The organism is Kitasatospora sp. NPDC101447 (genome assembly GCF_044767225.1).
Taxonomy (GTDB): Bacteria; Actinomycetota; Actinomycetes; order Streptomycetales; family Streptomycetaceae; genus Kitasatospora.
The window spans coordinates 1-21,819 of record NZ_JBIWNL010000067.1 but is presented as its reverse complement, the minus strand read 5'-3'; the positions used below and the strand labels follow the sequence as shown (position 1 = coordinate 21,819).

The window sequence follows — 21,819 nt, the reverse complement described above, 5'->3', positions numbered from 1 at the left end:
GGGGGGGGGGGGCCCCCCCCCCGCCCCGGGGGGGGGGGGCGCCCGCCCGCGGCCCCCCCCCCCCCCCCCCGCCCGGGGGGCCCCCCCCGGGGGGGGGCGGGGGGGGGGCGGCCCCCCACCCCGCTCGCGTTTCCGGGGGTCCGGCGGGGTTGCCCGGGGCTCCGACGGGGTCAGCGCGTCCGGTGGCGCCTCACACCCCGCGGGGCTTGCGGTGCCGCCCCGGCGCCTTCTCCGGCCGCTGCGCCCGGTGGGCGAGGTGCACCCGGCCGTCGCCGTCGATCCCGTGCAGGATCCGCTGGGCGGCGGCGTAGTCCTCGGCCACCGTCTCCGGCAGCCACTGGTACCCGTCCCAGCGCACGATCAGCCTCGGCTCGCGCGGTGCCACGTGGGCGCCCCGCGAGCGCTCGTCCACGAGCCGTACGGCCCGCAACTGACCGACCGGCCGCAGTCGTTGCTCCCGCCTGGCCGCCCATGACGCCAGCGGTTCCTCCTCCTCGTCCATCGCCCCAGTCTGGCCTCCGGGTGCCGTCGGCCGACAGCCGTGTCACTCGACCGGGCGACGGGCGTTCCGGCCCCTCGTCTCCCTTCGTTCCTCCGGCCTCCCTTCCTGACCCTTCCGTCACTCCGGCCCCTCCGGTCTCATGAACTCCTGAGGATCACCAGCCGCTGGGTCGCCCGGGTCATCGCGACGTAGCGGTCGACGGCTCCCTCGACTCCCCCGCCGAACGCCTCCGGGTCGACGAGGACGACCAGGTCGAACTCCAGCCCCTTCGACAGCTCCGGGGTCAACGACCGGGCCCTGGGCCGGGCCCGGAAGTCCGGTGCGCCGATCACGCAGGCGACCCCCACCGCGTGCTCCGCGAGCCAGCCGTCCAGGACCGCGTCCAGCTCCGCCACCGACCCGTGCGTGACGGGGACGCCGCTGCTGCGGACGGAGGTCGGCACGTTGGCGTCCGGCAGCGCGGCCCGGATGGCGGGCTCGGCTTCGGCCATGACCTCCTCCGGTGTCCGGTAGTTGATGCTCAGCGAGGCGACGGTGGTGCGGTCGAGCCCGATCCGCTCCAGCCGTTCCTGCCAGGACTCCGCGAAGCCGTGCCGGGCCTGCGCGCGGTCCCCGACGATGGTGAAGCTCCGGGACGGGCAGCGCAGGAGCAGCATCTGCCACTGCGCGTCGGTCAGTTCCTGGGCCTCGTCGACGACGATGTGCGCGAACGGACCGGCCAGCGGCTCCGGGTCGGCGGCGGGCAGGGCGGTCTCGTCGACCAGGGTGTCCTGGAGGTCCCGTCCGCGCAGCATCGTCACCGCGCCCTCGCCGTCGTCGTCGGCCTGGAGCAGGTCACCGATGACATCGGCCATGCGGGCGCGTTCGGCGGCGACCGCGGCCTCGCGCCGACGCTGCCGCCGGCCCGCCTCCGGATCGCCGAGCCGGTGCCGGGCGGCGTCCAGGAGCGGGAGGTCCGACAGCGTCCAGGCCTGGGGCGCGTCCTTGCGCCGCAGCTTGCGGACCTCCTCCGGGTCGAGCCAGGGCGCGCACATCCGCAGGTAGGCGGGCACCGACCAGAGGTCGCCGACCAGGTCGGCCGCTTCGAGCAGCGGCCACGCGCGGTTGAGGGTCTCCACCAGTTCGCGGTCCTGCCGCAGCGACCGGCGGAACTGCTCGGGCGACACCTCCTCCTCGTCCGCGTCCAGCTTGTCCAGCAGGATCGCGGCGAGCTCGTCCCAGATCTGCTCGCGCGCCTCGTTGTGCGGGGTGCCCGGCTCCGGCGCGTCGAACGCGTCCGCCCAGTCCTGGGCGCTCAGCCAGAGCTCGGACCAGTGGGTGGTGACCGCCATCCCCTCGGCGGGCGGCTCCTCGTAGAACCGGACGGCCTTCTCGATCGCCTGCACCATGTCGACCGAGGACTTCAGCCGGGCCACCTCCGGATCGGCCTCGGCCCCGGCCGTCGCCCCCTCGGCGACGAGGTCCCGCACGGTGCAGGTCTGCACGCCCTCCTCGCCGAGGCTCGGCAGGACGTCCGCGACGTAGGACAGGTAGGGCTGGTGCGGGCCGACGAACAGCACACCGCCGCGCCGGTGGCCGAGCCGCGGGTCGGAGTAGAGCAGGTAGGCGGAGCGGTGCAGTGCGACGACGGTCTTCCCGGTGCCCGGGCCGCCGTCGACCACGAGGGCACCGCGGGAGCCGGCCCGGATGATGGCGTCCTGGTCGGCCTGGATGGTGGCCAGCACGTCCCGCATCCGGGCCGAACGGTTGCCGCCCAGGCTCGCGATGAACGCGGACTGGTCGTCCAGCGCGGCGTGCCCCTCCAGGGCCTCGACGGTGAACACCTCGTCCCAGTAGTCGCTGATCCGGCCGCCGGTCCAGCGGTACCTGCGGCGGCTCGCCAGCCCCATCGGGTCGGCGTGGGTCGCCGCGAAGAACGGTTCGGCCGCGGGCGAGCGCCAGTCGACCAGCAGCCGGCGTCCCTCGCTGTCGGTGAGGCCGAGCCGCCCGATGTACACCGGCTCGGGGTCGTCCGCGCCGACGACGTGCCCCAGGCACAGGTCCAGACCGAAGCGGCGCAGCGCGCGCAGCCGACCGGTCAGCTTGTGGACCTCGACGTCCCGGTCCATCGCCTCCCGGCCGAGGCCGCCCGGCGCCCGGCGCAGGGTGTCGAGGCGGTCGGACAGCTCGGCGATCGCCTGCTCCAGGCTCTGCGCGACGGCCGCGAAGTGCCGCTCGTCGCCTCCGATCAGCGCCGGGTCGGCCTTGGCGGCGAGACGGTCGGGGAGGTCGAAAGCGCTGGTGGTGAGGGGGGTCATGGCATCAGCTCCGATCTGAGGCCTGCGATTGTGCGCCACCACGGGGGCCTTGCCGCAAGACCCCCGGTGCGCTATATGTTGAGAGTGGCAAGGGGTGGGTTCTCCCCCTGGCGCCTCTTCCGATCCTCCTTCCGCCGTCTCGGACGGCACCCCTTTCCGCTGCTCCGGGCAGCGTCCTCCGGCACCCCTGTGCCGACCCCGGCTTCTACCCGACCGGCACGGACACCTCCGGGACCCCGGCCGCGCCGGGCGCCCGGCAGCCGGCCGTCCGTGCCGGCCCCGTCGGCCCGCCCTCGCCCCCGCCCTCGCCCTCGCCCGGCGAGCCGACGTCGTCCGGCGGACCGAGGTCGTCCGGCGGGTCGGCACGCTCCGGTACGCCTCCGCCGCCCGGCGGGTCGAGCCGGACGAGTAACGGCGAAGCGCAGTCGGCGCGTTCGGGCACGGCCCCGCCGAGCGCCGTGCACGTCGACCCCTCGGCCCGGCCCGCCGCCTCCAGCAGCCGCCCAGCCAGGTCCTTGCACTCCGACACCGCGTCGACCCCGTCGATGCACGTCCAGTAGAGGCCCTCGGTGTCGGCCCCGCAGGCCAGCACCACGAGCGTCTCCCCGACCTCGTGCAGCAGCCCGTCCAGCGCCCCCAAAGCCGTTGCCGGCTCCCCGAGTTCGGTGAGCCGCGCCGCCCGGCCGCCGCTCACCAGGGCGGCCCGGACGACCGAGCGGTCCAGACAGACCGCCGCGTGCGCCCCGGCCTCGGAGAGCTGCCGGCCCAGGCCGGTCAGCTCCTCGTCCTCCGACTCCGCCAGCCGGGCACCCACCGCCTCGGTCAGCAGCGCGGCCTGCCGCGCCTCGGCCAGTACATCCGGTACGTGCCTGGCCTCGGCCAGGGCGTGCCGGGCCGTCCTGATCAGTCGCAGCGCCTCCATGGCCACCGCTCCTCTCGCTCGCTGTCGCCGTCGACCGGGCCGCCGAGCGGGCGGCCGGATGGTCACGGCGACAGCGTGCGAGGAAGGGCGCGGGCTCGCATCCGCCTTGTCGGAAGCTGTGGAAAACTCCCGGGTTGTGGATGACTTCCGTCCCTCACAAGGGTTGGTCGTCCACCTCCGGGTTGACGTCGGCCGATCCGCCCGGCACCGGGAAGCGGTGTTCGTTGCGCTCGATCTTGGCCGCGAGGGCCGCCAGCGGATCCACCCCGACCGCCGTGCAGAACTGCAGCAGGTACGCCAGCACGTCCGCGACCTCGTCGCGGACCCGGTGCGCGCGCTCCGGCTCCGACATCACCTCGGCGGCCTGCTCGGGCGTCAACCACTGGAAGATCTCCAGCAGTTCGCCCGCCTCCACGCTCAGCGCCGCCGCCAGGTTCTTCGGCGTGTGGAAGGGTTCCCACCGCCGGGCCGCCGCGAAGTCCACCAGCCGTGCCTGCAGGGCTTCCAGGGTCGGCTCCCCCGGTCCCGTCACTCGTTCGTTCACCCCTCCAGGTCTACCCCATCGCCGCCCGCCGCCGACCCGGCCCCGTCCGCACCCGGCCGTTCCCCCTCCGCGACCCCGTCGGCCGCCTCCCCGCGTCCGCCCTGGAGGGGCACCCGGGCCCCCTCCGGCCGCAGGACGGTGAACCCGGAGTCCGGATCCCGCCGGCACTCGACCACCGCCACCGCGCCCGGCCGCACCTCCCCGGAGCCCGTGTCCCCCGAACGCACCTCGCCCGGCCTCGCCCCGCCCGCTCCGCCCAGCGCCTCCCGCACCGCCGCCGGCTCCTGCAGCGCGGCCAGCACCCGCAGCTGGCTGCGCTCCGCCATGTCCCGCGCCAGCCGCAGCAGCGAGGCGGCCTGCTCGGTGGAGAGCCCCGCCCCCAGGTCCTCGGCCAGCACGGTCAGCTGCCGGTGCGCCCACGGCACCTCGGCGGCCACGTCGAGGTCGAGCACCCCCGCCCCGGTCAGCAGCACCGCGGCGAAGGCGAGGTGGCGCAGCATGCCGTCGGAGGCCTGATCGGCCCCGGTCCGCCCGAGGACGCCCTCGTCGAAGACGGCCAGGACGCGCCGCACGCCCTCGTCGCTCTCGCGCTCGGCCACCGTGAGCCCGAGCAGCGGGTGCGGCGCGGCGGACTGCACCACGCGCAGCAACTGCCCGTACCGGCGCGGGCACTCGTTGCCCAGCCGGGCGATGACGGCGGAGATGTTCGCGGCGTTGCCGCGCAGCCGGGCCTGCGGGTCGGCCCGGGCCCAGCCCCGCATCAGCGCGGGGACGGGGTGCAGCGGGAACACCTCGCGCAGCGCGGTGAGCAGGTCCTCGGCGGCCGCCAGGACGAGGCACTCGCCGGCGGACGAGCCCGCGACCCGCAGCGGCAGCTGTGCGGTGATCATGGTGCCGCTGGGGAAGGGCGCCCGGATGTCGCCCTGCCGGGTGTCGTTGTGCCAGCAGACGTTGACCCGCCGGTGGCGGACGTCCTGCTCGCCGGTGTCCACGAGCGTGCGGCCGTCGAGGGTGAGCGACTCCCGGGCGATCCGGACCGGACCGTCGGTGCGGATCACCACGTCGAGCCGGATCCGGCCGTGCAGTGACCGGACGGTGCAGCCGAGGATGATCGCGTCCCGCCCGTGCGGGACGCAGCCGTCCAGGCCGCCCCGGACGGGCAGGGCGAGCGGACCGGTACGGTCGGGCAGCCCGTCCAGCGAGTCGGCGATCTCCTCGCCGAGCGCGAGCCGGGACAGCACCGCCAGCGCGTCGAGGGCGTTGGACTTGCCGACCCCGGCGGGCCCGTGCAGCACGGTGAGGGGCGCGAGGGGCAGGACCGCGCGCCGGTAGGACTTGAACGAGGTGAGCCGGAGCTCCTCGACGGTGGGGCGTGGCACGGGCGAGCGGTCGGGCCCCGGGGCGTCCGGTCGAACGGGGGCCGGCCCGGCGGGCCTGGTGGCGTCGCGGTTCACCCGTCGGACGTTAGCCTCAGGCCGACCGGCAGAAACGTGCCTGCTCAGCAGATTCATCCCAACGTGGCGCCTCACCCCGACGCGATGACCGCGCGTCCCGTCCGCGCCGCGCCTGGCCTCGCCTCGGAGCGCAGCACCTCGGAGCACCTCGCCCCGCCTCGCCCCGCCTCACCCCGCCTCACCCAGGAGCGTTCCGAGCCCCGAGGTGCTCGGAGCGGCCCGGGGGCGCGCGCCGCAGCGCTCAGTGCCGGTAGGCGGCCACCGTCACGGAGGCGGTCACCTCGACCGGGTCCGGCAGCGCCGTCAGCGCGGCACCGAGCCGCTCCGGATCGGTGTGCCAGGCGCTGGGCCCCATGCCGACGACGGTGCGCACGTCCTGGGGGTCGAGCCGCAGCGTGAACTCGACCTCCCGCCGCCCCGCCGGCGTCAGGTACGGCCCGAGCTTCTCGTCGATCCGCCGCTGCTTCTCCTCGTCCACCGACAGCAGCCCCAGCGCGTCCACGAGTTCGCCCAGGTGGCGGGCGGTAGGCGAGACCAGCAGCAGCGTGCCGCCGGGGCGCAGCACCCGGCGGATCTCCGGCCCGTTGCGCGGGGCGAAGACATTGAGCATCAGCTCGGCGGAGGCGTCGCGCAGCGGCAGCGGGCGCCAGGCGTCGCAGACGACGGCGCCGATCCGTGGGTGCGCCTTGGCGGCGCGGCGCAGCGCGTACTTGGAGATGTCGAGGGCGGCGCCGACCCGGTCGGGCAGGGCGTCGAGGACGTGGGCCAGGTAGTGCCCGGTGCCGGCGCCGAGGTCGGCGACCAGCCCGTCGGGCTCGTCGGCGGGTGCCGCGGCGGCGGCCTCGGCCAGGGCGTCCGCGATGGGCCGGTAGTGCCCGGCCGCGAGGAAGTCCGCACGGGCGGCGACCATCTCGGCGGTGTCCCCAGTGCCGGTGTGGGCGTCGCCGGCGAGGAGGCTGACGTAGCCCTGCTTGGCGAGGTCGAAGCTGTGCCCGGCGGGGCAGCGCAGGCTGCGGTCGTGCCGGGTGAGGGGCTGCGCGCAGAGGGGGCAGGCCAGGTAGCGCTCGATGTCCTGCAGCAACGTTCCGTCTTCTCTCGCCGTACGCCCCGGCGGGTCGGGGCGCCAGCCAGCCTAACGACCCGGGCCGCCCACCGCCCCGGGCCGACCGCGCGCGAAGCGGCCCGGCACCTGGCCCGAAGCCCCGCCCCGCCTACCGCACGCCCCGCCTACCGCACGCCCCGCCCACTTCCCGTGCCGCCTACCGCCTCTGTCCCTGCCCCTGCCCCTGCCCCGCCATTGGCCGCGCCCGCTCGGCCGCGACCCGCAGCGCGAGCGCGGCGAGCGCCTCGGGCGCGCCGGGCCTGCCCCGGACCCCCGGGAAGGCGTTGACGTCCACGATGACGGGCTCGGCGGGCCCGTCGAGCAGGTCGACCCCGTACACGTCGAGCCCGAACACCGCACCCACCCGCAGGGCGAGCGCGGCCCGCTCGGCGGGCGGTTCCCAGTCCGCGGCCTGCCCCGGCTCCCCCGACCCGGAGGCGAGCTCGGACCGTCGCCGGGCGGCGAACACCTGCCCGTCGATCACCCACAGCTTCTGGTCCCACCCCGTCCCGGGGACGAACGGCTGGGTGACGACGGGCTCGTCGGCCCAACGCTCGGCGAGCTGGCGGAGCCGGGCCGGGCCGTCGACCCGCGCGACCAGGTCGTGCCGTCGGCTGTGCCGGCTCTTGAGCACGAACGGGTAGGCGGGTGCGGCGAGTTCGCCCAGCAGTCCGGCGGCGGCCGTCGCCGCGAACGGCAGTCCGGCGGCCCGCGCGAGGCCGGCCATCCGCACCCGGTCCTGGCAGAGTTCCGTCGCCGCCGCCGAGTTGACCACCGGCGCGCCCCGGCGCTCCAACGCGCCGGCCAGCGCCAGCGCTCGGGGCGTACGGGCCTTGAGCAGGTAGACGTCGGCGAGCTCCCCGGCCGGCACGAGCTCCTCCGCGGGCGCGGCCTCCCCCGTCGGCCCAAGCCCCTCCGCCTCCGCGGCCTCCCCCGCCGGCCCGGCGGGCGGAACGGCCACCACCTCGTGGCCCCGCTCCACCAGCAGCGCGGCCGTGGCCGCCAGCACCGGGTGCCCCGGATCCCCGGCGATCAGCCCGATCCTCACAGCAAGTCCCCTTCACCGAAGCCCAGTTGGCCCAGTTGCCCGTACGGCGCACCGCCCGCCGACACCAGCGCGGCCGCGGGCCCGCCGGGAACCGAGACGGCCGTCCCGCTGCGTGCGAGCCGCAGCACCGCTTGGGCGACCCGTGCCACGGCGTCCGGCACCTGCCGGAAGCTCGGGAAGTCGTTGATGTCGACCACCACCGGCCCGTCCGGCCCGAGCAGCACGTCGACCCCGTACAGGTCCAGCCCGAAGACCTCGCCGACCTGCGCCACGATCCGTGCGACGCTCCCCGGCAGCGGCACCTGCCGCTCCCGCACTCCCTGCCCGGGGTGCAGCGGGGAGGAACGTTCCGTCGCGAAGAGCTCGCCGTCGACGCAGTACACCTTGAGGTCGGTGCCGGAGTTCGGCACGTACGGCTGCGCGATCAGCAGCCCCTCCCCGACCAGCTCCGGCCCGACCTCCAGCAGGTGGTCGGGGCTGTGCACCAGCCGGACGGCACGCCCGGAGCTGCCGTCCGCGGGCTTGACCACCAGCGGGTACTCGGCGGCCGGGATCTCCGCGAGTCGCTCCCACCGCGCGGCGGCGTACGTCATCGGAACCGGCAGCCCGCGGGTGCTGCCGATCACCGCGGCGAGCGCCTTGTCCCGGACACCGCGGATCGACCGCACGTCGTTCACCGTGGTGAGGCCGACGGCTGCGGCCGCTTCCAGCAGGGTCAGCCCGGGCCCGCCGGAGACGGTCTTGAGCACCCAGGCGTCGTGGCTGCCGGCCCGGACGGCCTCGGAGATCGCCAGCAGCGAGTCCCCGGGGCGCAGCACGTCCACCCGGTGCCCCCACGCGGTGAGCTGACGCGCCACGTCGAGCGGCATGCCGTCGTGCCGGTAGTGTTCCTCCACCAGAAAGCAGAGCCTCATGGGCCTGTCTTCCCCCTTGCCTCGCCGAGTGCAGACGTCCGCCGTCCCCCTCGGCAGAGCTGTAAAAGCATCAGCATGCACGCTGTGTGCGCACAAGATCGCTGCGGACCGGTAAGCGTTCGGCAACAATCGCCGCCCGGGGCGCGACGCACGACCCCCGCCGGCCGGACCGGCACGCCGCGGAGCACGCCGCAAAACCGGTGGCAGGCACGCCCGGGCCCCTGCTTGGATGCACGCCGTGACTCCTGCCGATCAAGCTCCCGACCGCCCGCTGCTCGACGAGATCGAGCGCTACTACGACGCCGCGCCGCGCAGCTCCGCCCGAGCCGAGGACTTCGGCCCGCTGACCCTCTTCGTCCGCGCGGCGGACACCGGCTGGCACTACTACGCCCGCCCGACGCTCGGCCACGACGGCCCGGCCGCCACCGCCGAGGACGTCCGCCGGGTGCTGGAGCGGCAGCGCGAGCTGGGCGCGCCGGAGGCCTTCGAGTGGGTGGCGGAGCGGAACCCCGCCCTGCGCGCGGCCGTCGAGGCGGCGGGTCTGACGGTGCACGAGCACCCGCTGCTGGTGCTGGGTCCGCAGGACGAGTCGGTTGCGGCACCGATCACGGCGGAGCGGACCGAGGTGCGGGTGCTGGCCGCGGACGCGCCCGAGCTGGCGCAGGCGGTGGCCGTCCCGCACGTGGCCTTCGGCGCCCCGGGCACCGCCATCGGCGCGGCCGGCGCGGACGAGCTGGCGGCGAGCACGGCCACGTTGACGGCCGACGGCGGGGTGGCGCGGATCGCGCAGCGGATCTCCGACGGCGTCACCGTGCAGGCCGCCGCGCTGGAGGACGGCACCGTCCTGTGCTCCGGCCAGTACAACCCGGTGGGCCCGGTCGGCGAGGTGGTCGGCGTGGGCACCCTGCCCTCCGCCCGTCGGCGCGGCCTGGGGCTCGCGGTCACGGCGGCCCTGGTCGCGCATGCCCGGGCCAACGGCGTACGAACGGTTTTCCTGTCCGCCTCCGACGAGGACGTCGCCCGGATCTACCGCCGGGCCGGCTTCCGCCCGTTCGCGACGGCCCTGATCGCGGAGGCAGCGTCACCCCGGGCCTGAGGACCACGGCCGGGCCGCGGGGCGCAGCGAACACGCCCCCCGGCACGGCACGTGGGGACGGCCGGGAACAGGACGCGGACGGCGGGACGGCGCGGACGGCGGTCAGTCGTCGTCCTCGTCCTCCTCGTCCGTACCGCTGACGCCCTCCCCCTCGGCCTCGTCGACCACCCACGCCGCCAGCCGCTCGGAGACGCCGGACACCCCGAGCCGCCCCTCGCGGATGGCCCGGGAGAGGCTGCGCACCTCGCGGGCGGTGGTGGCGATGGTGCAGCCGCTGGCGACGAGGTAGGCGTACGCGACGGCGGTCGCGAAGAGCTCGTTGGTCTTCTCCAGGGCCGGCACCCGGATCAGCTGGTGCATCAGTGCGGCGGCACGGTCCTGCGGTTCGGGGTAGACCGCGATGTCGAATATCTCGGCCTGGTGCCGGGTGACGGCCGCGAGCAGCGAGCCGTAGTCGGTGACCTGCGGATCACCGGGCGTGTACTGCTCGGCGGTCATGAGCAGCCACGAGAGGTCGACCTCCAGGTTCAACGGCGCACGTCCTGGAGGTCGCCCGGCTCCCCGAACTCGGCGAGGAACGCGGTCTCGTACTCCTTCATGAACTGCGCCGCCGCGTCGACGAAGGCGCGTCCGGACTCGCCCATGTCCTGCTGGACCAGGCGCTCGATGTACTGGTTCATGCTGATCCCCTGCTGCTCCGCCCGTTCCCGGGCCATCTCCGCGGTCGTGGCGTCCACGCGGACGTTCAGCTGCTTCTTGGCCATGCCCTTCAAGCTAGCGCCGAAGTGCTAGCACAACAAGGGCGCACGCCCACCGCCCGCACACCTGCCGCACGCCCCCTCGCAACCTCCCCGTCACCGAAACCTTCACCGAAACCTTCACCGAAGCCGTCACCGGAACCTTCACCGGCACCGTCGTCCGAGCCGCGGCCGGAGCCGCCCCGCGACCGTGCGTGGCCGCCCCGCGGTCGTCCGTGGCCGTCCGTGGCCGCGGGGGGACCGCCCATCTTCCATACCCGCCCACCGCCGCCCCACCCCCGGCAGGACGAGCGAGACTTGAAGAGTCCTTCACCATCCGGGACTCTGATCTCCCCTGAGCGTTCCACTGAGCGGCACCGACCGGTGTGGAGGCCGGCAATGACAGCCATGTTCGACCAGGAGCTGCGCGAGCAGCTCGCCCAGGCCCGACGGGACCTCGCGGCGGCGCGGGCCGAAGGGGACGCCGACGGCGTCCAGGCGTACGAGGGCCGGATCGCCTCGCTCCTCCGGCTCGCCTCCCAGCACGGCATCCACCTCCCGCACAGCGTGGACGAGGAGGAGCACAACGAGCCCTGACCGCCCCGTCCCGCGACCACGACCCGCCTGACCCGCCCCAGCCCGGCCCGACCCACGGCCGGCCGGTCCCGACCCGTCCCGACCTGACCGGGCCCGACCAGTGACCACGACCGCCCCACCCCGCCCCGCAACGACGAGGAGGCGGCACCCGCCGAGCGGGCACCGCCTCCTGGGTCCGACCGGACACCGGCCTAACGGGTCACTCCCCGGTCGGCTCCAGGATCGCCACGCACTCGAAGTGGTGGGTCATCGGGAACAGGTCGAAGGCCCGCAGCGACACCGGACGGTAGCCGCCCTCGCGGAAGAACTTCAGGTCGCGGGCGAGCGCCGCCGGGTCGCAGGCCACGTACGCGATCCGGCGCGCCTCCAGGCCGACCAGGTGCGCGACGGTCTCCCGCCCGGCGCCCGAGCGCGGCGGGTCCAGGACGATCAGGTCGGTCGCCGTGATGCCGGTGCGCGGCAGCAGCGTCTCGACCCGGTCGCACTCGATCCGCACGTTGTCCAGCGCGGCCAGGTTGTGACGGGCGTCGACCACGGCCTGCTTGGCGGACTCGATGCCGAGCACCGCGCCCTCCTCGCCGACCCGGTCGGCCAGCGCACCCGCGAACAGGCCGACGCCGCAGTACAGGTCGAGCGCGTTCTCGCCCCACTGCGGGTCCAGGCCGTCCAGCACCGCGTCGACCAGGGTGTCCGGCGCCTCCGGGTGGATCTGCCAGAAGCCGCCGTTGCTGACCCGCCAGGTCCGCCCGGCCGCCCGCTCGCGCACGAAGCTGCGCCCGTGCACCTTGTGCACGTCGCCCTGGTCGTCGATCCGGGCGATCGACACCGGCTTGTCCAGCTCGACCAGCGGCAGCTGGGCGCCGTCGCGCGGGGTCAGCACCACCTGGCGGTCCGAGGAACCGGTCGCGGCGATCACCTCGACGTTCGCCACGCCCGGCCAGTCGCGGGACTCGATGCCCAGCTCGCTGACGCCCTCGGCGGCGATCAGGCAGCGGTCCACCGGCTGCACCTCGTGCGAGCGGTGCTTGCGCAGGCCGACCTTCCCGGTCTCCGGGTCCACCGCGTACTGGACCCGGGTGCGCCAGGCCGGCACCTGTCCGGCCGGGAGCTTGCCGCCGACCGGCTCGACGCTGCCGTCCCAGCCCGCCTCGGCCGGGGTGAGCCCGGCCAGCTTGGCCAGCTGCTCGGTCAGCACCGACGCCTTGAGCTTGCGCTGCCCACCGGGGGTCACGTGCTGCCAGTCGCAGCCGCCGCACTTGCCGGGGCCGGAGAACGGGCAGGGCGCCTCGATCCGGTCCTTGGCGGGCTCCAGGACCTCCACCGCGTCGGCCCGCAGGAACCGCGAGGTGGTGGTGCCGTCGGTCACCTGCACGACGACCTTCTCGCCGGGCAGCGCGTGCCGCACGAACAGCACCCGGCCCTCGTGCCGGGCCACGCAGTGGCCGCCGCCGTGCGCGACCGGGCCGACCTCGACCTCGTACCGCTGTCCGGCCAGCGGCTCCCCGGTCGGCGCCTCGGGCCGCGGCGCCCGCGCGGCGGCGGTGCGCAGCGCCTTGGGCGGCCGCACCGCCTGCTTGCGCGGCGCCTTCCGGGCGGCACCGCCCGCACCAGCGGAACCGGCGGCACCCTTCCCGGCGCCCTTGCCACCCTGGCCCTTGCCGGCGCCCTTCTCGGCAGCGCCCTTCCCTGCGCCCTTCCCCGCCGTGTCCCGGCCCGGCTTCCCGTCCTCCGACGGCACCTGCTCCCCCGGGACGATCGGCGCGGTGCGCGCGGTCAGGCCGTCACGGTCGGTGGCCTCCGGACGGGACGGCCGGCCCCAGCGCGGCCGGGCGACCTGCCCGGGCTGGGAGCCGCCCCGGCGGGAGCCCTTGCCGGAGGAGCCCGAGGAGCGGGGCGGAGTGTTGCGGGTCACTGGGAGGAGTCCTTGCTGAGCTCGGAGGAGTCACCGGCACTCGCACCGGTGGAGACGGAATCCTTCGACTTTACGGCCTTCGGCGCCCGAGGCTCGCCACGCCGGACGGCGCCCGGCGCCGACCAGGCCTTCTGCGGCTTGCGCCGCTCGGAGGATTCCAGCTGCCAGGGCACCGAGGTGACCATCACACCGGGCTTGAACAGCAGGCGCCCCTTGAGCCGCAGCGCGCTCTGGTTGTGCAGCAGGTGCTCGTACCAGTGGCCGACCACGTACTCGGGGATGTAGACCGCGACCACGTCGCGCGGGCTGCTGCGCCGCAGGTTCTTCACGTAGTCCAGGACCGGTCCGGTGATCTCGCGGAACGGCGAGTCCAGCACCTTGAGCGGCACGTCGATGCCGCGCTCGTCCCACTCCTGCCGCAGCGCCGCGGTGTCGGCCGGGTCCACGTTGACCGTGACGGCCTCCAGGGTGTGGGCGCGGGCCAGCTGGGCGTACGCGAGGGCCCGCAGCGCCGGCTTGTGCAGCTTGGAGACCAGCACGATGGCGTGCACCCGGGTGGGCAGCACCACGTCGTCGGGCTCCTCCGCGGCGATGAGCTCCTCGGAGACCCGGTCGTAGTGGCGCCGGATGCCCTTCATCATCACGAACAGCACGACCATCGCCGCGATCGCGATCCAGGCGTGGCCGATCTTGGTGACCAGGACGACGATCAGCACGGCCATGGTCATCACCAGGCCGAAGGCGTTGATCGCCCGGCTGCGCTGCATGCGGCGGCGCTCGGCCGGGTCGGTCTCGGTGCGCAGCAGCCGCGTCCAGTGCCGGATCATCCCGGACTGGCTCATGTTGAACGACACGAACACACCGACGATGTAGAGCTGGATCAGCCGGTTCGGGTCGGCGTCGAACGCGAAGATGAACAGGATCGCCGCGATCGCCAGCAGGATGATGCCGTTGGAGAACGCCAGCCGGTCGCCGCGGGTGTGCAGCTGGCGGGGCAGGTAGCGGTCCTGGGCCAGGATCGAGCCGAGCACCGGGAAGCCGTTGAAGGCGGTGTTGGCGGCCAGGACCAGGATCAGGCCGGTCACGGCGGCGACGAAGTAGAAGCCGGGCGTGAAGTTGCTGAACACGGCCTCGCTGATCTGGGCGAGCGCGGTCTTCTGGTGGTAGTCGGCGGACGCGCCGCCGAGCTGCTCCGCCGGGTTCTCGGCCATCTGGACGCCGGTCAGGCGGGCCAGCCAGATGATGCCCATGAACATCACCACGGCGATGCTCGCCATCATCAGCAGCGTGGTCGCGGCGTTCTTGCTCTTGGGCTTGCGGAAGGCCGGCACGCCGTTGGAGATCGCCTCCACACCGGTGAGCGCGGCACAGCCGGAGGAGAACGACTTCAGCAGCAGGAACACCAGGGCGAATCCGGCCACCGACTCGTTGCCGGGGGTGGGGGTGAGGGTGAAACCGGCGCTCTCGGCGGGCATGTCCTGGCCCAGCACGAAGTGCCGGAAGAACCCGAAGCCGACCATGCCTATGACGCCGATCATGAAGGCGTAGGTGGGAATGGCGAAGGCGGTTCCGGATTCGCGCACACCGCGCAGGTTCATGCCCATCAGCACGACGACCACGATCACCGACAGCGTCAGTTCGTGGCCCCGCAGCGCGGGGACGGCGGACACGACGTTGGCGACGCCCGAGGTGGTGGACACGGCCACGGTGAGCACGTAGTCGACCATCAGCGCGCTGGCGACGACCAGACCGGCGGCCGGCCCGTGGTTGACGGTCGCGACCTCGTAGTCACCGCCACCACTGGGGTAGGCGTGCACGTTCTGCCGGTACGAGGCGACCACGGCGAGCATCACGATCGCCACGACGACGCCGATCTGCCAGGAGAAGTGGATCGCCGAGACGCCCGCGACGGAGAGGGTGAGCAGGATCTCCTCGGGGGCGTACGCGACCGAGGAGAGCGCGTCCGAGGCGAAAACGGGTAGCGCGATCCGCTTCGGTAGCAGCGTTTCACCGAGCTTGTCGCTGCGCAGCGCGCGCCCGATCAGGATGCGTTTCGGGAGGTCTTTCGGCATAGGCACGTTAAGGAATCGTAGGGGCTCCCCGGTCAAGGCTCCGCCGTTTGTCCCCCCCTTCGTCGCGACTGCGTTCTACGGACCGGCTAGCGTGTCGGATACGAGTCGGTGGGCAACACTCGGGTTGTGAGGTGTTGCCGGGGCCGGCGCCCCACGAGAACGCTCGCCCCGGACGACCGGGCGGGAAAGGGAGATGAACGGTGTTTGCGCAGGTCAGTACCCCGACGGAACGGGTGAGGTAGCGCCGGTGCACATCGTCATCATGGGCTGCGGCCGCGTGGGCTCGGCCCTCGCGAGAGCGCTGGAGAAACAGGGCCACTCGGTGGCCGTGGTCGACCAGGACCCGACCGCCTTCCGCCGACTGGGCGCCGGGTTCAACGGGCGCCGGGTCACCGGTGTCGGCTTCGACCAGGACACCCTGCGCGAGGCGGGCATCGAGGAGGCCGGCGCGTTCGCCGCGGTCTCCAGCGGCGACAACTCCAACATCATCGCCGCGCGGGTGGCCCGGGAGAACTTCGGCGTCGAGAACGTCGCCGCCCGGATCTACGACCCCCGCCGCGCCGAGGTGTACCAGCGCCTGGGCATCCCGACCGTGGCGACGGTCCGCTGGACCGCCGACCAGATGCTGCGCCGGCTGCTGCCGAGCGGCGCCGAGCCGCTGTGGCAGGACCCGAGCGGCGGCGTGCAGCTGGCCGAGGTCGCGTACGACCCGCGCTGGATCGGCCACCGGTTCGGCGAGCTGGAGGAGGCCTCCGGCGCCCGGGTGGCGTTCGTCACCCGACTCGGCGAGGGCATCCTGCCCACGCCGCAGATGGTGGTGCAGGAGGGCGACCTGGTGCAGGTGATGCTGCGCCGGGCCGACCTGACGGCCGTCGAGGCCGCGTTCGCGCAGGGGCCGAAGGAGGAGGGTCACTGATGCGGGTCGCCATTGCCGGGGCCGGTGCCGTGGGCCGCTCGATCGCGGGCGAGCTGCTGGAGAACGGCCACGAGGTCCTGCTGATAGACAAGAACCCGAACTCCATCTCGGTGGAGCGGGTGCCGATGGCGGAGTGGCTGCTGGCCGACGCCTGCGAGATCACCTCGCTGGACGAGGCCGCCCTGCAGCGCTGCCACGTGGTGATCGCCGCGACCGGCGACGACAAGGTCAACCTGGTCGTCTCGCTGCTCGCCAAGACCGAGTACGCGGTGCCGCGGGTGGTCGCCCGGGTGAACAACCCCAAGAACGAGTGGCTCTTCAACGAGTCCTGGGGCGTGGACGTGGCCGTGTCCACGCCGCGCCTGATGTCCGCCCTGGTCGAGGAGGCCGTCAGCGTCGGCGACCTGGTCCGCCTGATGCGCTTCAGCCAGGGCAACGCCAACCTGGTCGAGCTGACCCTGGCCTCCGACACCGAGCTGGTCGGCACCCGGGTCGGCGACGTGGCCTGGCCGCCGGACACCGCGCTGGTGACGATCATCCGCGAGGGCCGGGTGCTGGTGCCGGGCAAGGACGACACCCTGGAGGGTGGCGACGAGCTGCTCTTCGTCGCCGCGCAGGAGCGCGAGGAGGAGCTGGAGGAGCTGCTGTCGGCCACCACCGGCGCCCAGTGACGACGGAACCACGGCCGAGGGCCCGCACCCGGATGGGTGCGGGCCCTCGGCCGTGTGCGGAGGCGGCTACTTCGCCGACTCCTCCTCCTCGTCGTCGTCCAGCTGCGCCTTGATCGGCGGCGGCGCCTTCAGCAGGATCTGCCAGGTGACGTACATCGCCAGCAGCATCGGCGGGATGCCCAGGGCGACCTTCAGCCAGCCCAGCAGGTTGACGTTGTGGGTGAAGTACAGCGGGAAGAGGATCACCGGCTTGAGGCCCATGATCACCACCCAGGCCCAGGTCGCCCTGGTGTAGGCGGCGAGCCGGCCCGGGTTCTCCTTGCGCCAGGTGAACATCTCGCCGGTGATCGGGCCGAGCATCACACCGATCATCGGCCAGCGCACCAGCGCGGAGGTCGCCAGGGCGATGCAGTAGCCGACGTTCCAGAGCAGGCCGGGCAGGTAGAAGTCCTCGGCCCGGCCGCTCTTCATCGAGATCCAGGCGCCGAGCGCGACGCCGAACACCCCGCTGAAGGCGTGCTGGATGGTCTCCCGCTTCGCCAGCCGGGCCACCACGAACAGCGCGCTCAGGCCGAGCGCGGCCCACGCCGAGGTGCTGACCTGGTGGGTGAGGTTGTACGTGACGATGAAGACCAGGCCGGGCAGCGTCATGTCGATCATGCCGCGCACGCCGCCGAAGGCCTTCAGGACGGTGTCGGCGGCCTCCTTGGAGGCGGCCTGACGGGCGGCCTCCTCGGCCTTGCGGGCGGCGTCCCGGGCCGCCGCGTCGTGGGACAGGTCGAGCTGGGCGGCATCGCCGCCGGGCTGGTTGCTCACGCTCATTCGCTCCCGTGTCCGACCGGACGCAGCTCGTAGCGGGGGTTGAACAGCACGCGGCGCCCGCGCGCGTGACCGATCCGGCCGCTGGCGACCAGCCTGCGGCCGGGCTCTATGCCCGCGATCGAGCGACGGCCGAGCCAGACCACGTCCAGGGCCTCGGTGCCGTCGAAGAGTTCGGCCTCCAGGGCCGGCACCCCGGCCCGCGGGCGCAGCGTCACCGTGCGCAGCGTGCCCGCGACGGTGACCAGGGCGCGGTCCGCGCAGCCGGCGATCGGCGTGCACCCCGACTCCGCGGCGCTCTCCTGGCGCAGGTCCTCGGCCTCCAGCTCCTCGGTCGAGGAGGTCAGCCGGCTGAGCATGCGGCGGAACCGCCCCTGCGGCTGGCCGCTGCTGTTGTCACCACTCATGTCGGAAGGGTACCGGTTTCCGGGCCCCCGGCGGCAGGTCGTTCAGCCGCCGGGGGCAACGGCGGTCAGCTCTCGAACCGGTATCCCATTCCCGGTTCGGTGATGAAGTGGCGCGGGTGCGAGGGGTCGCGCTCCAGCTTCCGACGCAGCTGGGCGAGGTAGACCCGCAGGTAGTTGGTCTCGGTGCGGTAGGCGGGGCCCCACACCTCCTGGAGCAGCTGGGTCTGGCTGACCAGTCGCCCGGCGTTGCGGACGAGCACCTCCAACAGGTGCCACTCGGTCGGGGTGAGCCGCACGTCCGCGCCGTCCCGGTTGACCTTCTTGGCGGCGAGGTCGACGGTGAAGCTCTCGGTGACGACCAGCGAGTCCGCCTCCCCGGCCACCGGCTCGGCCCGCCGCACCGCGGCCCGCATCCGGGCGAGCAGCTCGTCCATGCCGAACGGCTTGGTGACGTAGTCGTCGGCACCGGCGTCCAGGGCCTCGACCTTCTCGTCCGAGGCGTGCCGGGCCGACAGCACGATGATCGGCACCCGGGTCCAGCCGCGCAGGCCCCGGATCACCTCGACCCCGTCCATGTCGGGCAGGCCCAGGTCGAGGACGACCACGTCCGGGTGGCGGGCCGCGGCCAGCTCCAGGGCGCTCGCGCCGTCGTGGGCCGCGTCCACCTCGTACTTGCGGGCCTTGAGGTTGATCACCAGCGCGCGGACGATCTGCGGTTCGTCGTCCACGACGAGGACCCGGGTCATTTACGGGCTCCGCCTTTCAGGGCTGTCGGACTTGGGGCTGTCGGACTTGGGGGCTGTGGAACTGGCGTGCGGCTACTTCGTGCGGCACGGGCGGCGGGCGGGCCGCCGGCTCTCATGTGATCAGCTCCGAGAGCGGACCGCTCCCGTCGCCGTGCGGCTCACCCGGCTCCTCCGGCTCCGGCGGCCGTTCGACGGCCGGCAGGCTGACCACCATGGTGAGTCCGCCACCCGGGGTGTCCTCGGCGGTGACGCTACCGTCCATCGCCTCGACGAAACCGCGCGCCACCGCGAGCCCGAGGCCCACCCCGGCGCCGCGCGGCGCGTCCCCGTAGCGCTGGAACGGCGCGAAGATCTTCTCCTTCGCGTCCTCGGGCACGCCCGGCCCGCGGTCGACGATCCGCAGCTCGACCCGGCCCGGCATCCCCGGCTGCTCCAGCGCATCGGCCTTGACCAGCACCTTGACGCCGTCCGGGCTGTACTTGACGGCGTTCTCCACCAGGTTGGCCAGCGAGCGCTCCAGCAGCCCGCCGTCGGCCCGGATCATCGGCAGCGTCTCCGGGACGTCCAGGCGGACGGACTCCGGCGGCACCCCGCCGAGCGCGAACGGCACCACCTCGTCCAGGTCGGTCTCCTGGATCAGCGGGGTGACCGTCCCGGTCTGCAGCCGGCTCATGTCGAGCAGGTTGTTGATCAGGTGGTCCAGCCGGTCGGCCCCGGCCTCGATCCCGGCGAGCAGTTCGGCCTCGTCCTCCGGGTCCCAGTCGACGTCCGCCGCACGCAACGAACTCACCGAGGCCTTGATCCCCGCCAACGGGGTGCGCAGGTCGTGCGAGACGGCGGCCAGCAGGGCGGTCCGGATCCGGTTGCCCTCGGCCTCCCGACGGGCCGAGGCGGCCTCCCGGGCCAGTCGGCGGCGCTCCAGCACCACCGCGGCCTGCGCGGCGAAGGCCCCGAGCAGCCGCCGGTCCGCGCCGGGCAGCACCCGGCCGCGCAGCACCAGCGCCAGGCTGTCGCCGACCGGGACGTCCACGTCGGCCTCCTCCGGCCGCTCCGGCGGCCGCGGCCCGGCAGTGGCCACCGGCACCCAGGGGCCGAGCGGATCCGGGCGCTCCAGCAGCGCGGCGCTCTCCTGCCCGAAGGTCTCCCGGACCTGCTCCATCAGCGCGGTCAGGACCCCGTCCCCGTTCGGCGCGCCCCGCAGCACCGTGCCGGCCAGCGCACTGAGCGTCTGCGCCTCGGTCTGGCTGCGGGCCGCCTGGTGCGTCCGCCGGGCCGCCAGGTCCACCACGGACGCCACCGAGATGCCGACGATGGTGAATATGGCCACCGCCATGATGTTCTGCGGCTCGTTGATCGTGAAGGTGTGCAGCGGCGGCGTGAAGTAGTAGTTCAGCACCGAGGAGCCGACCAGCGCCGAACCGACCGCCGGCAGCAGCCCGCCGACCAGCGCCGCGCACACGGTCAGCGACAGGAACAGCAGCATGTCGGTGGAGAGCCCCAGCCCGCCGATCGCCGTCAGCACGACCGCCAGCACCGGCGGACCGGCCAGGCCGATCAGCCAGCCGGCGACGGTGCGGGTCCGGCCCAGGTCGGTGGTCCGGCGGACGGGAATCCTGCCGCGTCCGTGCCCGGCGTGCTCGTGGGTGACCATGTGGACGTCGATGTCCCCGGCCTCCCGGGTCACCGTGGTGCCGACGCCCGGCCCGTACAGGTACTGCCAGCCGGGCCGGCGGCTGGTGCCCAGCACGATCTGGGTGGCGTTCACACCGCGGGCGAAGTCCAGCAGCCCGCCGGCCGGGTCGTCGCCCAGCACGGCGTGGAACGAGCCGCCGAGGCTCTCCACCAGCGCCCGCTGCTCGATCAGCGTCTGCGGCGAGCCGGGGCCGACCAGGCCGTCCGAACGGGATATGTGCACGGCGAGCAGCTCACCGCCGGAGACCCGGGCCGCGATCCGGGCCGCCCGACGGATCAGCGTCGCCCCCTCGGGCCCGCCGGTCAGGCCGACCACGATCCGCTCCCGGGCCTGCCAGGTGCCCTCGATGCCCTGCTCGGCCCGGTACTTCTGCAGGTACTCGTCCACCCGGTCGGCGGTCCAGAGCAGCGCCAGCTCGCGCAGCGCGGTCAGGTTGCCCGGGCGGAAGTAGTTGGCGAGCGCGGCATCGATCTTCTCCGGCGCGTACACGTTCCCGTGCGCCAGCCGTCGCCGCAGCGCCTGCGGGGACATGTCGACGAGCTCGATCTGATCGGCCCGCCGGACCACCTCGTCCGGGACGGTCTCGCGCTGACGCACCCCGGTGATGCCGGCCACGGCATCGCCCAGCGACTCCAGGTGCTGCACGTTGACGGTGGAGATCACGTCGATCCCGGCCGCCAGCAGCTCCTCGACGTCCTGCCAGCGCTTCTCGTTGCGGCAGCCGGGGACGTTGGTGTGAGCCAGCTCGTCCACCAGCGCCACCTGCGGACGGCGGGCGAGGACGGCATCCAGGTCCATCTCGGAGAACCTCGCGCCGCGGTGCACCACCTGCTGCCGCAGCACGACTTCCAGCCCGGCGACCATGTCCGCGGTACGCCGGCGGCCGTGGTCCTCGACGAACGCCACCACGACGTCCGTGCCGCGTTCGTGCCGCCGGTGCGCCTCGGCGAGCATGGCGTACGTCTTGCCGACCCCGGGGGCCGCCCCGAGGTAGATGCGCAGCCTGCCTCGTCCCATGAGCACCATTCTTGATCCGGCCATGCCCGGGAGCCACCCCCGGACACCTGTTCCCCCTCCCTTCGAGACTACGGCGTGAGCAGCGATTTTCCGCTGATCAGTCCACCGATCGGGCGGTTTTAGCGACATATTGACGGTGGACCAGCCACTCGGCGGGGGTCACTCGGAGGTCACATGGGGTTCGCACGGGGTCACTCGACAGGGAGCCGGCCGGCTTCCGGGGAACGATCCGGGAAAGCACCCCGGGAGAAAGTCCCGGGAAACGCGAAGAACCCCCATCCGGAATCCGGATGGGGGTTCTTCAGCAATGATTGTTCGGCGGCGTCCTACTCTCCCACAGGGTCCCCCCTGCA

Annotated in this window: 20 protein-coding genes; 4 read left to right on the top strand and 16 right to left on the bottom strand. The window is 73.9% G+C overall.

What is annotated here, in order from left to right:
- Positions 1 to 190: 190 nt before the first annotated feature.
- The 8 genes from ACIRST_RS41820 to ACIRST_RS41785 all read right to left on the bottom strand — a co-directional run bounded on the left by ACIRST_RS41820 (position 191) and on the right by ACIRST_RS41785 (position 8,783).
- A complete protein-coding gene (locus ACIRST_RS41820) occupies positions 191 to 502 on the bottom strand; it encodes a DUF6087 family protein (protein ID WP_350526064.1) in 312 nt (103 codons plus the stop codon).
- A 137-nt stretch (positions 503 to 639) separates the two neighbouring features.
- Complete coding sequence (gene helR / locus ACIRST_RS41815) at positions 640 to 2,799, bottom strand: RNA polymerase recycling motor ATPase HelR (protein ID WP_402809891.1); 2,160 nt, start codon at positions 2,797 to 2,799, stop codon at positions 640 to 642.
- Between the two features lie 205 nt (positions 2,800 to 3,004).
- On the bottom strand, positions 3,005 to 3,721 hold the full coding sequence (locus tag ACIRST_RS41810; protein ID WP_402809889.1) for a DUF6099 family protein: 717 nt from the start codon (positions 3,719 to 3,721) through the stop codon (positions 3,005 to 3,007).
- A 154-nt stretch (positions 3,722 to 3,875) separates the two neighbouring features.
- Positions 3,876 to 4,265: a nucleotide pyrophosphohydrolase gene (locus ACIRST_RS41805; RefSeq protein WP_402809886.1), complete on the bottom strand. Its 390-nt coding sequence runs from the start codon at positions 4,263 to 4,265 to the stop codon at positions 3,876 to 3,878.
- Positions 4,262 to 5,644, bottom strand: a complete 1,383-nt coding sequence (locus ACIRST_RS41800) for an AAA family ATPase (RefSeq protein ID WP_402809883.1) — start codon at positions 5,642 to 5,644, stop codon at positions 4,262 to 4,264. Before ACIRST_RS41800 ends, ACIRST_RS41805 begins: the two co-directional genes overlap by 4 nt.
- A 316-nt stretch (positions 5,645 to 5,960) precedes the next feature.
- Positions 5,961 to 6,800: a putative RNA methyltransferase gene (locus tag ACIRST_RS41795; RefSeq protein WP_402809880.1), complete on the bottom strand. Its 840-nt coding sequence runs from the start codon at positions 6,798 to 6,800 to the stop codon at positions 5,961 to 5,963.
- Between the two features lie 178 nt (positions 6,801 to 6,978).
- On the bottom strand, positions 6,979 to 7,869 hold the full coding sequence (locus ACIRST_RS41790; RefSeq protein WP_402809877.1) for a RimK family alpha-L-glutamate ligase: 891 nt from the start codon (positions 7,867 to 7,869) through the stop codon (positions 6,979 to 6,981).
- On the bottom strand, positions 7,866 to 8,783 hold the full coding sequence (locus ACIRST_RS41785; RefSeq protein ID WP_350526058.1) for an ATP-grasp domain-containing protein: 918 nt from the start codon (positions 8,781 to 8,783) through the stop codon (positions 7,866 to 7,868). Before ACIRST_RS41785 ends, ACIRST_RS41790 begins: the two co-directional genes overlap by 4 nt.
- A 229-nt stretch (positions 8,784 to 9,012) precedes the next feature.
- On the opposite strand from ACIRST_RS41785, the gene ACIRST_RS41780 reads away from it, so the two are divergent.
- Positions 9,013 to 9,879 (top strand): GNAT family N-acetyltransferase, encoded by an 867-nt coding sequence (locus ACIRST_RS41780; RefSeq protein ID WP_402809875.1) that lies wholly within the window; start codon positions 9,013 to 9,015, stop codon positions 9,877 to 9,879.
- A 102-nt stretch (positions 9,880 to 9,981) separates the two neighbouring features.
- Here ACIRST_RS41780 and ACIRST_RS41775 read toward each other — a convergent pair whose 3' ends face one another.
- Both ACIRST_RS41775 and ACIRST_RS41770 read right to left on the bottom strand, forming a co-directional pair.
- Complete coding sequence (locus ACIRST_RS41775) at positions 9,982 to 10,410, bottom strand: fic family toxin-antitoxin system, toxin component (RefSeq protein WP_350526056.1); 429 nt, start codon at positions 10,408 to 10,410, stop codon at positions 9,982 to 9,984.
- Positions 10,407 to 10,643 carry a toxin-antitoxin system HicB family antitoxin gene (locus ACIRST_RS41770; protein WP_350526055.1) on the bottom strand — a complete coding sequence of 79 codons (237 nt, stop codon included), beginning with the start codon at positions 10,641 to 10,643 and terminating at the stop codon, positions 10,407 to 10,409. Before ACIRST_RS41770 ends, ACIRST_RS41775 begins: the two co-directional genes overlap by 4 nt.
- Before the next feature lie 372 nt (positions 10,644 to 11,015).
- On the opposite strand from ACIRST_RS41770, the gene ACIRST_RS41765 reads away from it, so the two are divergent.
- On the top strand, positions 11,016 to 11,213 hold the full coding sequence (locus tag ACIRST_RS41765; protein WP_350526054.1) for a hypothetical protein: 198 nt from the start codon (positions 11,016 to 11,018) through the stop codon (positions 11,211 to 11,213).
- A 199-nt stretch (positions 11,214 to 11,412) separates the two neighbouring features.
- Here ACIRST_RS41765 and ACIRST_RS41760 read toward each other — a convergent pair whose 3' ends face one another.
- A complete protein-coding gene (locus ACIRST_RS41760) occupies positions 11,413 to 12,762 on the bottom strand; it encodes a class I SAM-dependent RNA methyltransferase (protein ID WP_402809898.1) in 1,350 nt (449 codons plus the stop codon).
- Between the two features lie 359 nt (positions 12,763 to 13,121).
- A complete protein-coding gene (locus ACIRST_RS41755; protein WP_402809895.1) occupies positions 13,122 to 15,197 on the bottom strand; it encodes an APC family permease in 2,076 nt (691 codons plus the stop codon).
- 247 nt (positions 15,198 to 15,444) lie between these two features.
- Here ACIRST_RS41755 and ACIRST_RS41750 point away from each other — a divergent pair, with 247 nt between their 5' ends.
- On the top strand, positions 15,445 to 16,113 hold the full coding sequence (locus ACIRST_RS41750) for a TrkA family potassium uptake protein (RefSeq protein ID WP_350526053.1): 669 nt from the start codon (positions 15,445 to 15,447) through the stop codon (positions 16,111 to 16,113).
- On the top strand, positions 16,113 to 16,784 hold the full coding sequence (locus tag ACIRST_RS41745; protein ID WP_350526052.1) for a TrkA family potassium uptake protein: 672 nt from the start codon (positions 16,113 to 16,115) through the stop codon (positions 16,782 to 16,784). Before ACIRST_RS41750 ends, ACIRST_RS41745 begins: the two co-directional genes overlap by 1 nt.
- A gap of 66 nt (positions 16,785 to 16,850) precedes the next feature.
- Here ACIRST_RS41745 and ACIRST_RS41740 read toward each other — a convergent pair whose 3' ends face one another.
- The 4 genes from ACIRST_RS41740 to ACIRST_RS41725 form a co-directional block, all read right to left on the bottom strand.
- Complete coding sequence (locus tag ACIRST_RS41740) at positions 16,851 to 17,600, bottom strand: DUF3159 domain-containing protein (RefSeq protein WP_350526051.1); 750 nt, start codon at positions 17,598 to 17,600, stop codon at positions 16,851 to 16,853.
- 2 nt (positions 17,601 to 17,602) lie between these two features.
- A complete protein-coding gene (locus tag ACIRST_RS41735; protein ID WP_350526050.1) occupies positions 17,603 to 18,010 on the bottom strand; it encodes an OB-fold nucleic acid binding domain-containing protein in 408 nt (135 codons plus the stop codon).
- Between the two features lie 65 nt (positions 18,011 to 18,075).
- Positions 18,076 to 18,756: a response regulator gene (locus tag ACIRST_RS41730; protein ID WP_049657530.1), complete on the bottom strand. Its 681-nt coding sequence runs from the start codon at positions 18,754 to 18,756 to the stop codon at positions 18,076 to 18,078.
- A 112-nt stretch (positions 18,757 to 18,868) separates the two neighbouring features.
- Entirely contained in the window at positions 18,869 to 21,466 is a 2,598-nt protein-coding gene (locus tag ACIRST_RS41725) for an ATP-binding protein (protein WP_402809868.1), read from the bottom strand.
- Positions 21,467 to 21,819 lie beyond the last annotated feature (353 nt).